The following is a 19,306-nucleotide window of genomic DNA, read 5'->3' as shown; positions in this document are numbered from 1 at the left end:
GCTTTTCAGACGGCCTTTTTATATCGTTCGATTTTTATATGAATACACAAACCATCAAAACCTATCTTGTCGGCGGCGCTGTCCGCGACCATCTTTTAGGCCTGCCCGTCAAAGACCGCGACTGGGTAGTCGTCGGTGCAGATGCGCAAACCATGTTGGCTCAAGGCTATCAACCTGTTGGCAAGGATTTTCCCGTCTTTCTCCACCCGGACAGCCACGAAGAATACGCCCTCGCCCGTACCGAGCGTAAAACTGCCAAAGGCTATGCCGGATTCAGTTTTCATGCCGATAAAGACGTTACGCTGGAACAAGACCTAATGCGCCGCGACCTGACCATCAATTCCATGGCTCAGGATTCAGACGGCACGATCATCGATCCTTTTGGCGGACAACAAGATTTGGCGGCCGGCATCCTGCGCCACGTTTCGCCTGCCTTTGCCGAAGACCCTGTGCGGATTTTGCGTATCGCCCGTTTTGCCGCGCGTTATGGTTTTCAAATTGCCGATGAAACCATGTCGCTGATGCGGCAAATGGTAGAAAACGGCGAAGCGGATGCCTTGGTTGCCGAACGTGTCTGGCAGGAATTGGCCAAAGGCTTGATGGAGAAAAATCCGCGCCGAATGATTGAAGTTTTGCGCGAATGCGGCGCACTCAAAGTTTTACTGCCAGAAGTCGATGCCCTTTTCGGCGTACCGCAACGCGCCGACTATCATCCCGAAATCGACAGCGGTATTCATACGCTGATGGTTGTACAACGAGCCGCCGAGATGAACCTGTCCCTCGCTGAACGCTATGCTGCCTTATTGCACGACTTGGGCAAGGCAAAAACACCGGCCGATATACTGCCGAAACACTACGGACACGACCTTAACGGCGTCGAACCCGTCCGCGAAGTCAATCAACGCCTGCGCGCGCCCAAACACTGCGCCGAGCTTGCCGAACTCGTCTGCCGTTGGCACATCATGCTCCATCAAGTCGGGCAGTTCAAAAGTAAAACTATTTTGAATGTTTTGAAAAAAACCGACGCATTCCGCCGCCCCGAACGTTTTCAGACGGCCTTAAACGTCTGCGTGGCCGACAAACAAGGCCGTCTGAATCTTGAAAACACGCCTTATCCGCAACGTGAACACTGGCTGGCCTTACTTGAGGCCGCCAATCAAGTAGATGCAGGCAAAATTGCCGCCGAGTGCCGCGCACAAGGCAAAGCCCATTTAATTGCCGAACAAATCGATCATGCCCGCTTGGCGCAAATTAGGCCGCTGCAAAAAGCGTATCAGGCTGAAAAAATAGGAGGCTATTGATGGCATCTTCGCGTTATAAAATCGAACGCATGCCCGACGGCATTGCCGTATCTGCTCGTGTTGTACATGACTCGCAGGAAATCGGTTTTACCGCGGTATTTCTTATGTTTTCCTTTGTTCTTACATGCATCGCGCCGTTTTACCTTGAAGAGCACTATTTCACTAATTTAGAAGCCATTCTCATCCCTTTACTTTTTACTTTCTACTTAGTCGGTTCACTTGTTTACGGCCTTCTTTGGCAACTTTTCGGACGTGAAAACATCAAGATCCGTAACCATACGCTGTCTCATGGTTATACCTTGTTTTCCATTGGGCGTTGGCGTAGTTTCCCGTTGTCAGAAATCTCCGAATGGCATTCTCGTGACCATATTCCCCAAGCTCCTGTTGCACAAGGAAGGAAACAGAGGTTGCCAAACGAAAACCTCTACCAAAATGGTATGAAACGAAAAATTCACAATGTCCCCAATATTTTACGTATCCAAAAATGTGTACAAGGTGCATGGTCTTTCGATTATCAGGGAAAAACCATACGTATCGGCGATTTTTTTGATAGCCGCGATTTTCAGGCAGTCAATATTGAATTGAACAGATTTATCCCCACATTCGCCAAAGCCCGTCAACTTAAAGACGCCCTTTGAAACAGCCGACACGATATCCGCTATAATCCGCACCTTAACCATCTTATTTCAACAATAAAATCATGACTATCCAGACCAATTTACTTCACGAAAAAATCAGCAATAAAGATTATCAACGCCTCATTGTCAAACACAGCGAATCTTTCAGCGACGGCGAAATCTGCCTATTGAATGAGATTTTGGAAAAATTTGAATTTGATGTCGTACAGGAACAAGCATTGGCGCAAGCTGTGATGCAGCAGGTGCGCTTCGATCCAAACGACTACCATATCGACAGCGACGATGAAGACACAACCGGCATCTGTCCGCACTGCATCAATCCGCCCATGCCACCCCTGCGCGATTATTTGGTTTGGCGCGAAACACGCGGCTGAAAATTTTCCTAATCGATTTTGATAAGTTATTAACAATTCGCTATCGAATAAGGCCGTCTGAACAGGTGTCATCGTTACATATGTTCAGACGGCCTTTTGTAAATAAATGTTCACAATTAGGATAAATCAGTATAATCTGCGCCATTTGAATTTTCTTCGGAGCTTTTATGAATCAGCTTAAAACGGCGGTAGCCGGTGCGCAGATTTTGTTTGTCGCATTCGGTGCCATGGTGCTTGTGCCGCTTCTGACGGGACTGAACCCGGCTTTGGCATTATTGGGCGCAGGCTTGGGCACTTTGTTGTTCCAATTGGTTACCAAACGTAAAGTGCCGATTTTCCTCGGCTCTTCTTTTGCCTTTATTGCACCGATTATCTACTCCATCGGCGAATGGGGCCTGCCTTCTACCATGTTCGGCCTGTTTGCGGCAGGTTTCATGTACTTTGTCTTTGCCGCGCTAATTAGATGGCGCGGTCTAGATGCGGTACACAAGCTGTTGCCGCCCGTGGTTATCGGTCCGGTGATTATGGTAATCGGTTTGTCCGTGGCCGCTGCAGCCAGCAGCATGGCCATGGGTCAGGCGGATGGAAAACAGGTCATCGACTATATCGACTCGCTGATTCTGTCCGGCTTTACCTTTGCGGTAACCGTCATTGTTTCTGTCTTCGGCAGCAAAATGATGAAGCTGATTCCGATTCTGATCGGCGTGGCTTCAGGCTATGTGTTGGCTTTGATCATGGGCTTGGTCGATACCAGCGCCATCATCAACGCTCCTTGGTTTGCCGTCCCTCATTTTGAAACGCCTCAAGTCAACTGGCAGGCTGCCTTGTTTATGTTGCCCGTTGCCATCGCCCCGGCCATCGAACACATCGGCGGCATTATGGCCATCGGTAATGTAACCGGCAAAAACTACACTAAAGACCCGGGCTTGGACAAAACCCTCGCCGGCGACGGCTTGGGCGTGTGCGTGGCCGGTTTGATCGGCGGCCCGCCTGTGACCACTTACGGTGAAGTGACCGGCGCGGTGATGATTACCAAAAACAGCAACCCCGTTATCATGACTTGGGCGGCAATTTTTGCGATTTTCATGGCATTTTTCGGTAAGTTCAACGCGTTTTTGGCTTCGATTCCTATGCCGGTTATGGGCGGCATTATGTTGCTGCTGTTCGGTACAATCGCCTCTTTGGGCATCAAAACATTGATTGATGCGAAAGTCGATTTGATGCAGCCGAAAAATCTGGTTATCGTCAGTTCCGTATTGACGACAGGTATCGGCGGCATGATTATCAAAGTAGGTACTTTGAGCTTCGCCGGTGTAGGTTTATGCGCCGTATTGGCCATTATCCTGAACTGCGTTTTGCCCAATACAAAATCAGAAGAAGCATAAATAGCTGGCTCATAAACTCAAAGGCCGTCTGAAAATGAGATTTCAGACGGCCTTTTTATTACGCTTTATACAATGAAAAATGCCGGAGACTTAACCATCTCCGGCATTTTTGAATAAGGTGGCGAGCCGAACCCCCGGCACTGGCTCATCAGAGTGGGCTGCTGGCTTCCGCCCCTGACCCGGTGTTCCGAATTACCATGCGGGGAGACCCGCCATAGAAGAAACGCATTATAGCGGTTTTACAGAAAAACTCAAGCGATAAAATCTGTCAGGCCGTCTGAAAATCATTTACATGACAAGATTGTAAACAATATTACCTAGTTGAAAATCATTCCCATTGAAATGTTTATTGTCTTTTCCGTTGAAAAATATCGAAAATTACACTACATTAACACTTTACGCCATCAAGAAGAAATTGCATTTTTCAGACGGCCTTTAATATAAAAACATTACATCCATCAACGGAACACGACCATGACCACGACTACTGCCCCTCAGCGTATTCGAGAAATTCCCTATAACTATACTTCTTATACCGACCGCGAAATCGTCATCCGACTGTTGGGCAACGAAGCGTGGCAAATCCTGCAAGACCTGCGCGGTCAACGCAAAACAGGACGTTCGGCACGAATGCTGTTTGAAGTATTGGGCGATATTTGGGTGGTCGTGCGTAATCCGTATCTGGTCGATGATTTGCTGGAGCATCCGAAACGCCGCGCCGCGCTGGTGCGGGAAATGCGCCACCGCTTAAATGAAATCCGCAAACGCCGCGACGATAATCGGCAAGTGGATGTCTTGGTTGCAGCAGCAGAAAAAGCAGTCGAGCGTTTTGATAGCAGTTTTGATGAAACCAGCCAAAAACGCCATCAAATTTTGGATCGCTTAAGCAAAATTACCAAGCCGCACAATATTATGTTTGACGGATTGGCTCGAGTAACGCACGTTACCGATGCGACTGACTGGCGCGTGGAGTATCCGTTTGTTGTCGTTAATCCTGATACCGAGGCAGAGATCGCGCCTTTGGTGCGCGCTTTAATTGAGTTGGACTTGGTCATTATCCCACGCGGTGGCGGTACCGGCTACACTGGTGGCGCAGTACCTTTAGACGCAAACAGCGCAGTCATCAATACCGAAAAACTCGACAAGCATCGCGGCGTCGAATATGTTGAGCTGGCAGGCTTGGACGGCAGACATCCGATTATCCATTGTGGCGCAGGCGTAGTAACCCGCCGGGTGGAAGAAACCGCGCATCAGGCGGGTTTGGTGTTTGCCGTTGATCCGACTTCCGCCGATGCGTCTTGCGTGGGCGGTAATGTGGCGATGAATGCAGGTGGCAAAAAAGCTGTGCTGTGGGGTACTGCCTTGGACAACCTCGCCTACTGGAACATGATCAACCCTCAAGGCGAATGGTTGCGTATCGAACGCGTTCGCCACAATTTTGGCAAAATCCACGATGAAGAAATCGCCTTGTTTGATGTACATACGTTGGATTCAGACGGCCGCAATATCGTCAATACCAAACGCTTGGAAATCCCCGGCCACAAATTCCGCAAAGTCGGTTTGGGCAAAGACGTTACCGACAAATTCTTGAGCGGTCTGCCCGGCGTGCAGAAAGAAGGCACAGACGGCATCATCACCAGCGTCGCCTTCGTATTGCACAAAATGCCGAAATACACGCGTACTGTATGTATGGAATTTTTCGGTACAGTCGCCACCGCAACGCCTTCCATCGTCGAAATCCGCGATTTCCTGCTTACCCATGAAAGCGTTCGGCTGGCGGGTTTGGAGCATTTAGACTGGCGTTACGTCCGCGCCGTCGGTTATGCCACCAAAGCGGCAGGTAAAGGCCGACCTAAAATGGTCTTGCTGGCAGACGTGGTTTCCGATGACGAAGCCGCCGTACAGGCAGCCGCCGAACACATCTGCAAACTTGCCCGCGCCCGCGACGGCGAAGGCTTTATCGCCATATCTCCAGAAGCGCGCAAAACCTTCTGGCTTGACCGCAGCCGCACCGCCGCCATCGCCAAACATACCAACGCCTTTAAAATCAACGAAGACGTAGTGATTCCGCTGGAGCGGCTCGGTGAGTATTCAGACGGCATCGAGCGCATCAACATTGAGCTTTCCATTCAAAACAAACTCAAACTCTGTGCCGCCTTAGAGCAATATCTGTCCGGCAAACTCCCCATCGACAAAATGGGAACAGACCTGCCAACCGCCGAACTATTGGGCGAACGCGGCAAACACGCCCTAGCCCACGTTTCCGCTGTCAAAGCGCGTTGGGAATGGCTGCTTGCTAACTTAGACGCGCCGCTTGCCGACTATAAAGCACGCTATGGCGCAGCCGTCCACGCTGCGCCCGAAGCCAAAAACAATGAAAGCTGCTTTATTGCCTTCCGCGATTTCCGCCTGCGCGTGTCTGTCAAAGCGGACGTAATGAAGCCGCTTTCTGAAATCTTCAGCGGCAAAACAGATACCAAAATTATCCAAGGCTTGGGCAAAATCCACGCCAAAACCGTACGCAGCCGCGTCTTCGTCGCCCTGCATATGCACGCCGGCGACGGTAACGTTCACACCAATATTCCGGTTAACTCAGACGATGCCGAAATGCTTCAGACGGCCTACCGTTCTGTGGAACGCATCATGAAAATCGCCCGTTCGCTCGGCGGCGTAATTTCCGGCGAACACGGCATCGGCATTACCAAGCTCGAATTCCTGACAGATGAAGATTTGCAACCGTTTTGGAATTACAAAAACCAAGTCGATCCCAAACACACCTTCAACCGTCACAAACTGATGAAAGGCTCGGACCTGCGCAACGCCTATACGCCGTCTTTCGAGCTTTTGGGTGCGGAATCGCTGATTATGGAAAAATCAGACCTCGGCACCATCGCCGATTCCGTCAAAGACTGCCTGCGCTGCGGCAAATGCAAACCTGTTTGCTCTACTCATGTTCCGCGTGCCAACCTACTGTATAGCCCCCGCAACAAAATCCTCGGTGTGGGCTTACTGACCGAAGCCTTCTTATACGAAGAACAAACCCGTCGCGGCGTTTCCGTCAAGCATTTTGAAGAACTGATGGACATCGGCGACCACTGCACCGTGTGCCACCGCTGCGTTAAGCCCTGCCCTGTCAACATCGACTTTGGCGACGTTACCGTAGCCGTCCGCAACTACCTTGCCGATTCCGGCCACAAACGCTTTGCGCCTGCAGCTTCAATGGGTATGGCATTTTTGAACGCCACAGGCCCGAAAACCATTAAAGCCCTTCGCGCCGCCATGATACAGACCGGCTTCCCAGCGCAAAACTTTGCCTACAAAATCGGCAAGCTTCTTCCGATTGGCACTAAAAAGCAAAAAGCCGAACCGAAAGCCACCGTCGGTACCGCCTCAATCAAAGAACAGGTTATCCACTTCATCAACCGTCCTTTGCCGAAAAGCGTGCCTGCTAAAACTCCACGCTCCATGCTGGGTATAGAAGACGACAAGAGTATTCCTATCATCCGCAATCCGGCTTCTCCGGAAGATGCCGAAGCCGTGTTCTACTTCCCCGGCTGCGGCTCTGAGCGCCTGTTCAGCCAAATCGGACTAGCCGTTCAAGCCATGCTCTGGCATGTCGGCGTACAAACCGTCCTGCCGCCGGGCTATATGTGTTGCGGCTATCCGCAAGACGCAGGCGGAAATAAGGCTAAAGCCGAAGAAATGAGCACCAACAACCGCGTGGCTTTCCACCGTATGGCGAACACCCTCAACTACCTCGACATTAAAACCGTCGTCGTCAGTTGCGGTACCTGCTACGACCAACTGGAAAAATACCGTTTTGAAGAAATCTTCCCAGGCTGCCGTATCATCGACATCCATGAATATCTGCTTGAAAAAGGTGTGCAGCTAAACGGCGTACAAGGTCAGCAATACCTCTACCACGACCCTTGCCATACCCCGATCAAAACCATGAATGCCACCCAAATGGCCAGCAGCCTGATGGGACAGAAAGTCGTCTTAAGCGACCGCTGCTGCGGCGAGTCCGGTATGTTTGCCGTCAAACGACCCGACATTGCCACTCAGGTCAAGTTCCGCAAACAAGAGGAAATTGAGAAAAACCTCAAAGAGCTGCCTCAGGGCGAACCCGTCAAAATGCTTACCTCCTGCCCAGCCTGCCTGCAAGGCCTGAGCCGCTACGCCGACGACAACAATATGCCTGCCGACTACATTGTCATCGAAATGGCGAAACACATCCTCGGCGAAAACTGGCTGGATGAGTTTGTAAAAAAAGCCAATAACGGCGGTGTAGAAAAAGTATTGCTCTAAGGACTTAGACAAAAACTTTTGGATGTAATAAAGGCCGTCTGAAAATCTTTCAGACGGCCTTTTTATTCAAAAGAATCAAAATACAATAATCAAATCAAATGCCTTTACAAATAGCGATGCTACACCAGCAGTATTCAATAAAAAATAAAACTTGAGGCTTTTATCCCCCAGGTTTTATTTTCAAGTCTTATGCTTTTTCTTGCTGACGTTTTCTTTCTGCCATCATCTCATGCAATGTTTGCTTGGCAGGTTTCATCGGAACATGGTTATTGGTCCAGCTTAACTGCTTGCTTGGCGTCAATGCACGGAATTTGGTAGCAGCCCAGCCGAATGCTCGATAAGCCTTACTGCCGCTGAAAATGCCGTTAAACGTACGCCACGCCATTTGCTCGCCGAAGGTATGCGATGCGCCTTGACCACGGATAGGATGAGGAACGGTTTCTGTTGGCGAACGTTGCGCTTCAACACGCAGACGTTGCATTTGTTCGGTAATCGGAATGCGTACCGGACAAACCTCAACACAGGCGCCACACATGGTACATGCAGTCGGCAGATCGCGTGTCGCATCCAAGCCTAACAAATGCGGAGAGATAATCTCGCCAATCGGGCCGGGATAAGTCGTACCGTAGGCCGCGCCACCGATACGGGTATAAACCGGACAGTGGTTCATACACGCACCGCAACGGATACATTGCAAGGTACGGCGCATTTGATCTTCTGCATACGCTTGACTACGGCCGTTATCAAGCAGTACCAAGTGCATTTCTTGAGGGCCGTCCAGCTCTTCGCTACGGCGAGGACCGGTAATCATATTAAAATAAGTGGTAATGTTCTGACCGATGGCGGAGCGTGGCAGCAGGCTGTACAAAGGCGGAACATCCGACAGCTTCGCAACCACTTTTTCAATACCGGTAATGGCGATGTGCACAGGCGGTACAGTGGTACTCAAGCGGCCGTTGCCTTCATTTTCGACCAGACACAAAGTGCCCGTTTCAGCAACGGCAAAGTTCACACCGCTCAAACCGACATCGGCAGTGCTGTAAATATCGCGCAATGCTTTACGCGCAAATCCAGTCAACTGGTCTACATCATCTGTTAATGGAGTGCCGAGGTTTTGATGGAAAAGCTCGCTAACCTGCTCTTTGGTTTTATGAATGGCAGGCATCACGATATGGGTTGGTTTCTCGCCGGCCATTTGAACGATAAACTCGCCCAAGTCGCTCTCAATCGCTTTGATGCCTTGATCTTGCAGATAATGGTTCAGCTCAATCTCTTCGCTGACCATAGATTTGCCTTTCACCATCAGCTTACCGTTTTTATCGGTAATGATGTTGTGAATGATTTGGCAGGCTTCGGCAGGTGTTTCTGCCCAGTGGACTTTAACGCCCAACTTGGTCAGGTTTTCTTCCAGCTGTTCCAATAATGCAGGCAATTTGGACAACGAACGTTGACGGACATGCTCACACAAGTCACGCAGGCTTTGCAGCTCTTCTTCATCTGTCAAAACGGCTTTGCGCTTGGTCATCAGCATGTCCATCGCTGTGCGCAAGCTTTTACGCAAAGGTTTGTCTTGCAAAGAAATCGCGGCGTTTTGCTTGAACGTTTCCGGCTTCATATGGAATTTAATGGTTTGGGAACTCATGCTTTTTCCTCCAAATCGGCAGGGGAAATGTGATCAGGCAGAACGGCCAAAACCACCAAATCGCGCGGGCCGTGTGCACCATAGGCCAAAGTCAATTGAATATCAGCAGTCTTAGACGGGCCGGAAATCAAAATAACGTTGGTAGGCATGCCTTTTTCTACCAGTTTTTCGCCTTCAACAGCATTATGTAATTCGTTGTACATTTTGCTGGTGTCAAACAAGCAGAAATGCACAGGCGGAACCAAACTCAGGCTGCGTGGCTCGACAGGACTGGACTCCAGCATAATCGTACCGGTACGGGCAATACCGCATTTAGAGCCGCTAAAACCAGCCTCAATATCGGTAAAGAATTCGTTTTTCCAGTCGTCGATTTTTCGCTCAAAACCACGCGGTTCAATATCGGTATCGGCCAAAGCTGCACGGGCCAGCTGACCATGTTCTGTTTCCAATGGAAGCAGAATGTTTTTCAAGCCCTTGCCTTCGGCGGCTTGACGGAATACTTGCGGCCAGTTGGATTTGGTAACCCAATAGATTTCAGTTTTGACGGCACGCATGGCAGCCGCCCAATGTTTCAAGCGTTCGACATCGTTTGCCCAAGAAACACCCATTTCACGGTAATAATCGAAAACCGGCGGTTCTTCCATCGGCAAGGCATCGGCTTTTTTCAATTTCGCTAAAATATTTTCGCGCGCGCTCATGCTTTACCTCCGGTGCGTTCCAACAGGAAAGATGCAATATGTTTCGGACGTGGCATATTGGGTTCGTCTTTAGCGATTTTGCCGCCAATATTCATCATGCAACCGCAGTCCGCGCTGATGATTTCAGTTGCGCCGGTTTCTTTCAGCGCGGCAACTTTGTCGGTTACCATCGCTCCGGAAATATCGGCTTGTTTCACAGAGAATGTACCGCCAAAACCGCAGCACTCGCTTTCATGGTCGTGAACGATACGTTCAACATTTTCCATGCCGTCGATCAACTGCCAGCCTGACAAATGTACATTCATCTCGCGACGCGCCGCGCAGGAAGTATGAACAGCCACTTTAACCGGCTCGCCTTTATCTTCAGGTTTGTAACCAATCGCCAGCAGGAAGTGGGTAAATTCAATGATACGATTGGCGCAATCAATGGCTTTTTGCTCGTACTCGGTACCTTTGAACAAAGTCGGCCAGTGGTGTTTCATCATGCCGCCGCAAGAACCGGAAGGCACGACAATCGGCCAATTTTCAGGGAATAAATCCAGTTGCGCTTTGGCAACATCAAAGGCTTCTTTAGGATGACCTGACGAATAGGCCGGTTGACCGCAGCAGCTTTGCTCCATTGGATAATGGACACGGATACCCTGTTGTTCGATTAAAGTGATGGCATCCATACCGGCTTCAGGCATAAAAAGGTCGAGAACGCAAGTACCGAAGAAATAAGCATCGGTTGGCTTGCTGTCGAATACAGTGATTTGTGGTGGTTTGATTGCGCTCATTTTTTTGGAACGGGACAACCCGTTTTCTTGTGTAAAAATCAGATGGATACTTTAAGTAATTGCTTGTAATGGGTCAAGTCTAATTTTAAAAAATAATATTAAAAAAGCATGACAAACCAGACAAACACCTTTTCCTTATTAACTTGATAATCTACATAATAACCACTATCAATAAGAAAACTGATGGATTCATTTTTTAATGAATGAAGCTCGTACATTCTCTCTTTATTTAAAACACAATAACTGCCTCTTTATAGAATCTTGATTTACATCAGAAGTCATGAACTTAATCTCTATGACTCATTTTTAAACAAAATAAGCGACCCATTATGCTGTACATATGTTTCAGACGGCCATATCTGAATAAAAAGATGTCTAAGATAATAAAAATAAAAGTTTTTCTCACAAGACTCAGGCCGTCTGAAAGATAAGTTCGTCAAAAGGCCGCTTTCCATATGCTCAACCTTACTTTTAATCAAAATCAAACACTTGAAAAATCATCCTTCTTAACCTTGAAAACTCTATGCACACTCAAGCACTTCCAGTATCATTGAGGCAGTTTCTTGACGCAAAATTACAGTCTTGGCCGCCCACGATCGGCATGGATTTGCAAAAGAAGTGAAACCAAGCTTCAAAACAATTTCACCTTAACTTCGGAGTAGGCATTATGTTGACCCAGACTCAACAGGTTGATTTGACCTTGCATCACCTTAAAGAACGCACCCTATCGATTTATACCCCCGAACAGCGTGCAAGTATCGAGACATCTGAAGACTGGAAACAGTTTGACAGACGACTTGAGGAACACTTCCCAAAACTGATGCACGAGCTGGACAATGTTTACAACAACAACGAAGCCGTCCTCCCCATGCTGGAGCAACTGATTGCCCAAGCATGGCAAAGCTATTCCCAACGCAACTCATCCTTAAAAGATATCGATATCGCGCGCGAAAACGATCCTGACTGGATTTTGTCCAACAAACAGGTTGGCGGCGGGTGCTACGTCGATTTGTTCGCAGGCGATCTGCAAGGCTTGAAAGCCAAAATTCCTTATTTCCAAGAATTGGGCCTGACCTATCTGCACCTGATGCCCCTGTTTAAATGTCCTGAAGGCAAAAGCGACGGCGGCTATGCAGTCAGCAGCTACCGCGATGTCAATCCGGCTTTGGGCACAATAGACGACTTGCGCGATGTCATTGCCGCACTGCACGAAGCAGGTATTTCCGCCGTTGTCGATTTCATCTTTAACCACACTTCCAATGAACACGAATGGGCAAAAGGCTGCGCCGCCGGTGATCCACTCTACGACAACTTCTACTACATCTTCCCCGACCGCTGGATGCCCGACCAATACGACCGCACCCTGCGTGAAATCTTCCCCGACCAACATCCGGGCGGCTTCTCCCAACTGGAAGACGGACGCTGGGTATGGACAACGTTCAACTCCTTCCAATGGGACTTGAATTACAGCAACCCATGGGTATTCCGTGCCATGGCAGGCGAAATGATGTTCCTTGCCAACTTGGGCGTTGATATTCTGCGCATGGACGCCGTTGCCTTTATTTGGAAGCAAATGGGCACAAGCTGCGAAAACCTGCCTCAGGCACACGCTCTGATTCGCGCGTTTAACTCTGTAATGCGTATCGCAGCACCAGCTGTGTTCTTCAAATCCGAAGCCATTGTCCATCCTGACCAAGTTGTCCAATACATCAGCCAAGACGAATGCCAAATCGGCTACAACCCTCTGCAAATGGCATTGTTGTGGAACACCCTCGCCACACGCGAAGTCAACCTGCTCCATCAAGCACTGACCTACCGCCACAACCTGCCCGACCACACTGCATGGGTCAACTACGTCCGCAGCCATGACGACATCGGCTGGACATTTGCCGATGAAGACGCATGGCAGTTCGGTATTCACGGCTACGACCACCGACAATTCCTCAACCGTTTCTTCGTCAACCATTTTGACGGCAGCTTCGCGCGCGGCGTCCCCTTCCAATACAACCCAAACACAGGTGACTGCCGTGTCAGCGGTACAGCCGCAGCATTGGTCGGTTTGGCTCAAAATGACCCATATGCCGTTGACCGCATCAAACTTTTGTACAGCATCGCCCTGAGTACCGGCGGTCTGCCGCTGATTTACTTGGGTGACGAAGTGGGTACACTCAATGATGACGACTGGTCGCAAGACAGCAATAAGAGCGACGACAGCCGCTGGGCACACCGTCCTCGTTATAATGAGGAGTTGTACAACCAACGCCATGACAGCTCTACCACTGCCGGTCAAATCTTCCAAGGTTTGCGCCATATGATTGCCATCCGCCAAAGCAATCCGCGCTTTGACGGCGGCAAGTTGGTTACCTTCAATACCAACAATAAACACATCATCGGCTATATGCGCAACAACGCACTATTGGCATTCGGCAACTTCAGCGAACATCCGCAAACCATCAGTGCGCATACGCTGCAGGCCATGCCGTTTAAAGCACACGATTTGATCAGCGGTCAAACCGTTTCCCTGAATCAGGATTTGGTACTGCAACCCTATCAAGTCATGTGGCTTGAAATTGCATAAGCTGAATTTTTTATACATCATTCAAGGCCGTCTGAACAAATCAGCGTTCAGACGGCCTTTTAAGGCATAAGATGTATTTTGTATTTTGGGCAGTTTCGCTTAGAATGCACGCTTTAATACTAAATGGCACACTTAAAGTCAGGAGTAAAAATCCATGTTGAAAAAATTCGTACTCGGTACCATCGCTGCAGTAGTTTTGGCTGCTTGCGGCGGCGAAGGCAGCAACTCAGCTTCTTCTGCTCCGGCACAATCCGGTGCGGCCTCAGGCTCACTGATTGAGCGTATCAACAACAAAGGCACCATCACTGTCGGTACGGAAGGTACTTACGCACCATTCACCTACCACGATAAAGACGGCAAATTGACCGGCTACGATGTTGAAGTTACCCGCGCCGTTGCCGACAAACTGGGTGTAAAAGTCGAATTTAAAGAAACACAATGGGACTCTATGATGGCAGGTTTGAAAGCCGGCCGTTTCGACGTGGTTGCCAACCAAGTCGGCCTGACCAGCCCTGAACGTCAAGCAACTTTTGACAAATCCGAGCCTTACAGCTGGAGCGGTGCTGTATTAGTTGCGCGCAAAGACAGCAACATCAAATCCATCGACGACATCAAAGGCGTCAAAACCGCACAATCCCTGACCAGCAACTATGGCGAAAAAGCCAAAGCGGCAGGAGCTGAACTCGTACCGGTAGACGGCTTGGCGCAATCCCTGACCCTGATTGAACAAAAACGTGCCGATGCAACCCTGAACGACGAATTGGCGGTATTGGACTATCTGAAGAAAAATCCGAATGCCGGCGTACAAATCGTTTGGTCTGCCCCGGCTGACGAAAAAGTCGGCTCCGGCTTGATTGTCAATAAAGGCAATGATGAGGCATTGGCCAAATTCAGCACAGCCATAACTGAGCTGAAAGCAGACGGCACGCTGAAAAAACTGGGCGAACAATTCTTCGGAAAAGACATCAGTGTTAAATAATTTCCTTGCCTCTCTGCCGTTTATGACGGAAACACGCGCTGATATGCTCATTAGCGCGTTTTGGCCTATGGTTAAAGCCGGCTTCGCAGTGTCTTTGCCTTTAGCGATCGCTTCTTTCGTTATCGGCATGATTATTGCCGTAGCCGTTGCTTTGGTAAGAATCATGCCCTCCGGCGGTATTTTCCAAAAATGCTTGCTGAAGCTGGTGGAATTTTATATTTCCGTCATTCGCGGTACACCGCTTTTGGTGCAGTTGGTCATCGTATTCTATGGTTTGCCTTCCGTCGGCATCTATATCGATCCGATTCCTGCCGCCATCATCGGCTTTTCGCTCAATGTCGGCGCATACGCTTCCGAAACCATACGCGCGGCAATTTTGTCCGTACCTAAAGGCCAATGGGAAGCCGGTTTCTCCATCGGCATGACCTATATGCAGACTTTCCGCCGCATTGTCGCACCACAAGCATTCCGCGTTGCCGTACCGCCTTTGAGCAACGAGTTTATCGGCTTGTTCAAAAACACCTCGCTTGCCGCAGTGGTAACGGTAACGGAGCTTTTCCGTGTTGCCCAAGAGACAGCAAACCGTACTTATGACTTTTTACCCGTTTATATCGAAGCCGCATTGATTTATTGGTGTTTCTGCAAAGTGCTGTTTTTGATTCAGGCGCGTTTGGAAAAACGTTTTGACCGTTATGTCGCCAAATAAGGAGTTGTCATGATTAAAATCCGCAATATCCATAAGACCTTTGGCGAAAATACCATTTTGCGCGGCATCGATTTGGATGTTGGCAAAGGACAAGTGGTCGTTATCCTAGGCCCTTCCGGCTCAGGCAAAACCACGTTTTTACGCTGTTTAAACGCTTTGGAAATGCCAGAACAAGGTCAAATCGAGTTTGACAATGCGCAGCCGTTAAGCATCGATTTTTCCAAAAAACCAAGCAAACACGATATTTTGGCACTGCGCCGCAAGTCCGGCATGGTATTCCAACAATACAACCTCTTTCCGCACAAAACTGCGTTGGAAAACGTCATGGAAGGGCCGGTTGCCGTACAAGGCAAGCCTGTCGCCAAAGCGCGAGAAGAGGCTGTCAAATTGCTTAAAAAAGTCGGTTTGGGCGATAAGATTGACCTCTACCCCTACCAGCTTTCCGGCGGTCAACAGCAGCGTGTCGGCATTGCCCGAGCATTGGCGATTCAGCCTGAATTGATGCTGTTTGACGAACCGACTTCCGCGCTTGACCCTGAATTGGTGCAAGATGTTTTGGATACCATGAAGGAATTGGCACAAGAAGGCTGGACCATGGTTGTCGTTACGCATGAAATCAAATTCGCCTTAGAAGTGGCAACCACGGTCGTCGTGATGGACGGCGGCGTTATTGTCGAACAAGGCAGCCCGCAAGATTTGTTCAATCATCCCAAACATGAACGAACACAAAAATTCCTGCGCCAAATCCGTGCGGACAATACCGAGCTTCAAATTTAATTGAAACAACAGACAATTTGAAAGCATTTCCGACTGTCATTTCATAAAGGCCGTCTGAATAAGTGAAATAGAAATCGTTGATTTCGTTTTCATACTTGTTCAGACGGCCTTTTATATATCTTTTCAGGTAAAATAACGCCTTTCGTTTTACTCATCCCCTTGCCTGCCATCATGATAGAAATCAAAAAACTCACCCTGCAACGCGGTTTGAAAGTCCTGCTCGATAAAGCCGATGCCGTAATCACCCCCGGCCAACGCGTTGGTTTAATCGGTAAAAACGGTACAGGAAAATCCAGCCTGTTTGCGCTGATAAAAGGTGAAATCACTCAAGATGGCGGCGAAATCCTGATTCCCAAAACATGGCGCCTGGCTTCCGTCTCTCAAGAAACGCCTGATTTAGATATTTCCGCTTTAGACTACGTTTTGCAAGGCGATGCCGAATTGCAGGCTTTTCAGACGGCCTTGGCCCAAGCAGAAGCGCAAAACGACGGCATGAAGCAAGCCGAATATCACGCCAAACTTGAAGAAATCGATGCCTATACCGCTCCGGCTCGCGCCGCCAAACTGCTTAACGGCTTAGGTTTCGCACAAGAAGAACATACCCACCCCGTCAAATCCTTCTCCGGCGGCTGGCGTATGCGCCTCAACCTTGCCCAAGCGCTGATTTGCCGTGCCGATTTGCTGCTTTTGGACGAACCAACCAACCACTTGGATTTAGAAACCGTGTTGTGGCTGGAAAACCATCTCGCTTCCCTGCCCTGTACGCAAATCATCATCTCCCATGACCGCGACTTCTTGAATGCCACCACAACGCACACCATCGAACTGTCGCAACAAAAACTGACCCAATACGGCGGCAATTACGATTTCTACCAAGCGGAACGCGCCCAACGTCTGGCGCAACAACAAGCCGCCTACGTGAAACAGCAGGCGCAAATCAAACATCTGCAATCCTTTATCGACCGTTTCAAAGCTAAAGCCACAAAAGCCGTACAAGCTCAAAGCCGCATGAAGGCATTAGCCAAACTCGAGCGCATCGCCCCTGCGCATTTGGATAGTGAGTTTTCCTTTGAGTTTGCCAATCCGACCCACCTGCCCAATCCATTGTTGAAACTCGACCATGCCGACTTGGGTTATGGCGATAATACCGTTTTGCACGATATCACCCTGTCTCTGGAAAGCGGCGCACGTTACGGCCTGTTGGGTGTTAACGGCAGCGGTAAATCTACATTTATCAAAGCATTGGCAGGAAAAATCGATTTACTTTCCGGCAATATCGTCCGCTCCGAAAAGCTCAATATCGGCTATTTTGCCCAACATCAACTGGATACTTTACGCGCCGACCAAAGTCCGGTTTGGCATATCCAGCAGCTTTCACCTGAAGTCCGCGAACAGGAAATCCGCAACTTTTTAGGCGGTTTCAACTTTGTCGGCGATATGGCGGTTCAAAAGACCGAGCCCTTTTCCGGTGGGGAAAAAGCGCGGCTCGCCCTTGCCATGATTATCTGGCAAAAACCTAATCTGCTGCTGCTTGACGAACCGACCAACCACCTAGACTTGGATATGCGCCACGCCCTGACACTTGCCCTGCAAAGTTTCCAAGGCGCATTGATTGTCGTTTCGCATGACCGCAGCCTGCTTGAAGCGACTACCGACAGCTTCCTCCTTATCGACAAAGGCCGTCTGAACAACTTCGACGGCGATTTGAACGACTACCGTCAATGGCGATTGGCACAAGAAAACGCCGCAGCAGCCCCCGCCGCTTCTGCACAAAGCCAAAGCCGTAAGGATACCAAGCGTATCGAGGCACAAATCCGTCAGGAAAAAGCCAAACGCAGCAAACCGATTCAGCAGAAAATTGACAAAGCCGAAAAAGAAATCGCACGATTGACTGATATTCAGACGGCCTGTGAAGCATTTTTGGCACAAGAATCTGCTTATTCAGAAGAAAATAAACCCAAATTGCAAGAGACACTCGCACAATTAACAGAAACTAAAGTAAAATTAACGCAACTGGAAGAAAACTGGCTGCAATGGCAGGAAGAGCTTGAGCAAATCCAAGTGGATGTCGAAGCCGAGTTTTCCCAATAAAAATAGAGCCATCAGGCCGTCTGAAATAAAACACAATACGGAAAAACATGACTTCAACCATCAAACAAGCCGGATACTTCCTCGTATTCTCTTTCGTCTTGGGCATTTCTCTTCACGCAGCCGCCGCAGTTTATTCCTGCGGCAACGGCAGCTATACTTCCGAACCCAAATCCTCCTGCGCACAGGCCGAATTGCCTAAAATCAGCGGCCATCAAGGCAGCGGTTACCACCTCAACATCCGTAGCCTCAATGCCTCTGATGAACGCGCAAGTGCAAAGCCTAAGAAAAAGGCACGCGCGGAAAAATCCGATAAACAAGAGAAAAAAGCCGACAAACCGAGCAAAAATAAGAACGGTAAAAAAGCTAAAAAACAGCAGCCCATGCCGTCTGAACAAGAATAAAATGCTCAACTGCAACGAATCAGCCCTACCTGAATCATGAAAAAATATCTGCTTACCCTATCCCTGCTGCCGCTTGCTGTTTTCAACAGCCAAGCCCACGCCGCAAAAATTTACACCTGTGAAGTCAACGGCTCGATTGTCTATACCTCGCGCCCAAGCGGCAACTGCCAAGCCGTCAACGATTTGCCGATTGTCGGCAAATACAGCAGCAGCCGATACGACGCCCCGGTCAGTGATGCGCCTACACTCAACGCGCCGACATCACAAACGGCTCCGGCAAAAAGCAAAAACACGGCGGCAAAATCCAACCATAAGGCAACACCCAAACCTGCTCCTGTCCGTACCGCTTCTGAAACAGCTCCTCCTCCGGTTCCCAAATCTTCCGGCGTCAACAGCCGCCGCTCTATTTTGGAAACCGAGTTATCCAATGAACGCGCGGCTTTGGCCGATGCCAAAAAGCAACTGAGCCAAGCCCGGACAGCCAAAGGCGGCAGTGTCAATCAACAGGCCATCAGCACATTGCAAGGCGCGGTTTTGGATAGGGAGAAAAATATTCAAGCCCTCCAGCGCGAACTGGGCAGAATGTAAGTCCAAATCAATCAAAACATCAGGCCGTCTGAACAGGTGGAAACGAAATCCAAAATTTTCGTTA

At 49.3% G+C, this 19,306-nt stretch carries 15 protein-coding genes and 1 other RNA gene; 12 read left to right on the top strand and 4 right to left on the bottom strand.

Annotated elements, in window-relative coordinates; all coding sequences use genetic code 11:
- Positions 1 to 38: 38 nt before the first annotated feature.
- The 4 genes from ACTHSA_RS09420 to ACTHSA_RS09405 all read left to right on the top strand — a co-directional run bounded on the left by ACTHSA_RS09420 (position 39) and on the right by ACTHSA_RS09405 (position 3,698).
- The gene (locus ACTHSA_RS09420) at positions 39 to 1,301 is read left to right on the top strand and encodes a multifunctional CCA addition/repair protein (protein WP_004520587.1); all 1,263 of its coding nucleotides are present in this window, start codon (positions 39 to 41) and stop codon (positions 1,299 to 1,301) included.
- Positions 1,301 to 1,939, top strand: a complete 639-nt coding sequence (locus ACTHSA_RS09415) for a hypothetical protein (RefSeq protein ID WP_004520588.1) — start codon at positions 1,301 to 1,303, stop codon at positions 1,937 to 1,939. Before ACTHSA_RS09420 ends, ACTHSA_RS09415 begins: the two co-directional genes overlap by 1 nt.
- Before the next feature lie 62 nt (positions 1,940 to 2,001).
- Positions 2,002 to 2,313 carry a hypothetical protein gene (locus tag ACTHSA_RS09410; protein WP_004520589.1) on the top strand — a complete coding sequence of 104 codons (312 nt, stop codon included), beginning with the start codon at positions 2,002 to 2,004 and terminating at the stop codon, positions 2,311 to 2,313.
- Between the two features lie 167 nt (positions 2,314 to 2,480).
- On the top strand, positions 2,481 to 3,698 hold the full coding sequence (locus tag ACTHSA_RS09405; RefSeq protein ID WP_003679234.1) for a uracil-xanthine permease family protein: 1,218 nt from the start codon (positions 2,481 to 2,483) through the stop codon (positions 3,696 to 3,698).
- Positions 3,699 to 3,815: 117 nt separating this feature from the next.
- Here the strand turns inward: ACTHSA_RS09405 and ffs are convergent.
- An RNA gene (ffs, locus tag ACTHSA_RS09400) (signal recognition particle sRNA small type) lies at positions 3,816 to 3,912 on the bottom strand.
- 260 nt (positions 3,913 to 4,172) lie between these two features.
- Here ffs and ACTHSA_RS09395 point away from each other — a divergent pair.
- On the top strand, positions 4,173 to 8,006 hold the full coding sequence (locus ACTHSA_RS09395; RefSeq protein WP_049336118.1) for a DUF3683 domain-containing protein: 3,834 nt from the start codon (positions 4,173 to 4,175) through the stop codon (positions 8,004 to 8,006).
- A 187-nt stretch (positions 8,007 to 8,193) separates the two neighbouring features.
- Here ACTHSA_RS09395 and ACTHSA_RS09390 read toward each other — a convergent pair whose 3' ends face one another.
- The 3 genes from ACTHSA_RS09390 to ACTHSA_RS09380 are packed head-to-tail and all read right to left on the bottom strand — an operon-like array spanning position 8,194 to position 11,122.
- Positions 8,194 to 9,648, bottom strand: coding sequence for a LutB/LldF family L-lactate oxidation iron-sulfur protein (locus ACTHSA_RS09390; RefSeq protein WP_049344815.1), 1,455 nt, complete (start codon positions 9,646 to 9,648; stop codon positions 8,194 to 8,196).
- Positions 9,645 to 10,346, bottom strand: coding sequence for a LutC/YkgG family protein (locus ACTHSA_RS09385; protein WP_049344814.1), 702 nt, complete (start codon positions 10,344 to 10,346; stop codon positions 9,645 to 9,647). The genes ACTHSA_RS09390 and ACTHSA_RS09385 overlap by 4 nt, the downstream gene beginning before the upstream one ends.
- The gene (locus tag ACTHSA_RS09380) at positions 10,343 to 11,122 is read right to left on the bottom strand and encodes a (Fe-S)-binding protein (RefSeq protein WP_049344813.1); all 780 of its coding nucleotides are present in this window, start codon (positions 11,120 to 11,122) and stop codon (positions 10,343 to 10,345) included. The genes ACTHSA_RS09385 and ACTHSA_RS09380 overlap by 4 nt, the downstream gene beginning before the upstream one ends.
- Before the next feature lie 667 nt (positions 11,123 to 11,789).
- Here ACTHSA_RS09380 and ACTHSA_RS09375 point away from each other — a divergent pair.
- The 7 genes from ACTHSA_RS09375 to ACTHSA_RS09345 all read left to right on the top strand — a co-directional run bounded on the left by ACTHSA_RS09375 (position 11,790) and on the right by ACTHSA_RS09345 (position 19,242).
- On the top strand, positions 11,790 to 13,700 hold the full coding sequence (locus tag ACTHSA_RS09375) for an alpha-amylase family protein (protein ID WP_440378874.1): 1,911 nt from the start codon (positions 11,790 to 11,792) through the stop codon (positions 13,698 to 13,700).
- A gap of 154 nt (positions 13,701 to 13,854) precedes the next feature.
- Positions 13,855 to 14,679: an amino acid ABC transporter substrate-binding protein gene (locus ACTHSA_RS09370; protein ID WP_440367953.1), complete on the top strand. Its 825-nt coding sequence runs from the start codon at positions 13,855 to 13,857 to the stop codon at positions 14,677 to 14,679.
- A complete protein-coding gene (locus ACTHSA_RS09365) occupies positions 14,669 to 15,385 on the top strand; it encodes an amino acid ABC transporter permease (RefSeq protein ID WP_083307460.1) in 717 nt (238 codons plus the stop codon). Before ACTHSA_RS09370 ends, ACTHSA_RS09365 begins: the two co-directional genes overlap by 11 nt.
- Positions 15,386 to 15,394: 9 nt before the next feature.
- Positions 15,395 to 16,162 (top strand): amino acid ABC transporter ATP-binding protein, encoded by a 768-nt coding sequence (locus ACTHSA_RS09360; RefSeq protein ID WP_070625305.1) that lies wholly within the window; start codon positions 15,395 to 15,397, stop codon positions 16,160 to 16,162.
- Positions 16,163 to 16,333: 171 nt separating this feature from the next.
- Positions 16,334 to 18,253 (top strand): ATP-binding cassette domain-containing protein, encoded by a 1,920-nt coding sequence (locus tag ACTHSA_RS09355; RefSeq protein ID WP_070625306.1) that lies wholly within the window; start codon positions 16,334 to 16,336, stop codon positions 18,251 to 18,253.
- Positions 18,254 to 18,300: 47 nt separating this feature from the next.
- Complete coding sequence (locus ACTHSA_RS09350) at positions 18,301 to 18,654, top strand: nucleolar protein (protein ID WP_070625307.1); 354 nt, start codon at positions 18,301 to 18,303, stop codon at positions 18,652 to 18,654.
- Positions 18,655 to 18,690: 36 nt separating this feature from the next.
- Complete coding sequence (locus ACTHSA_RS09345) at positions 18,691 to 19,242, top strand: hypothetical protein (protein WP_036490789.1); 552 nt, start codon at positions 18,691 to 18,693, stop codon at positions 19,240 to 19,242.
- The last annotated feature ends 64 nt before the right edge of the window (positions 19,243 to 19,306 follow it).

Origin of the sequence: Neisseria sp. P0008.S002 (assembly GCF_051962805.1) — a bacterium.
Classification (GTDB): domain Bacteria; phylum Pseudomonadota; class Gammaproteobacteria; order Burkholderiales; family Neisseriaceae; genus Neisseria; species Neisseria perflava.
This window is presented reverse-complemented; position numbering and strand designations above follow the sequence as displayed.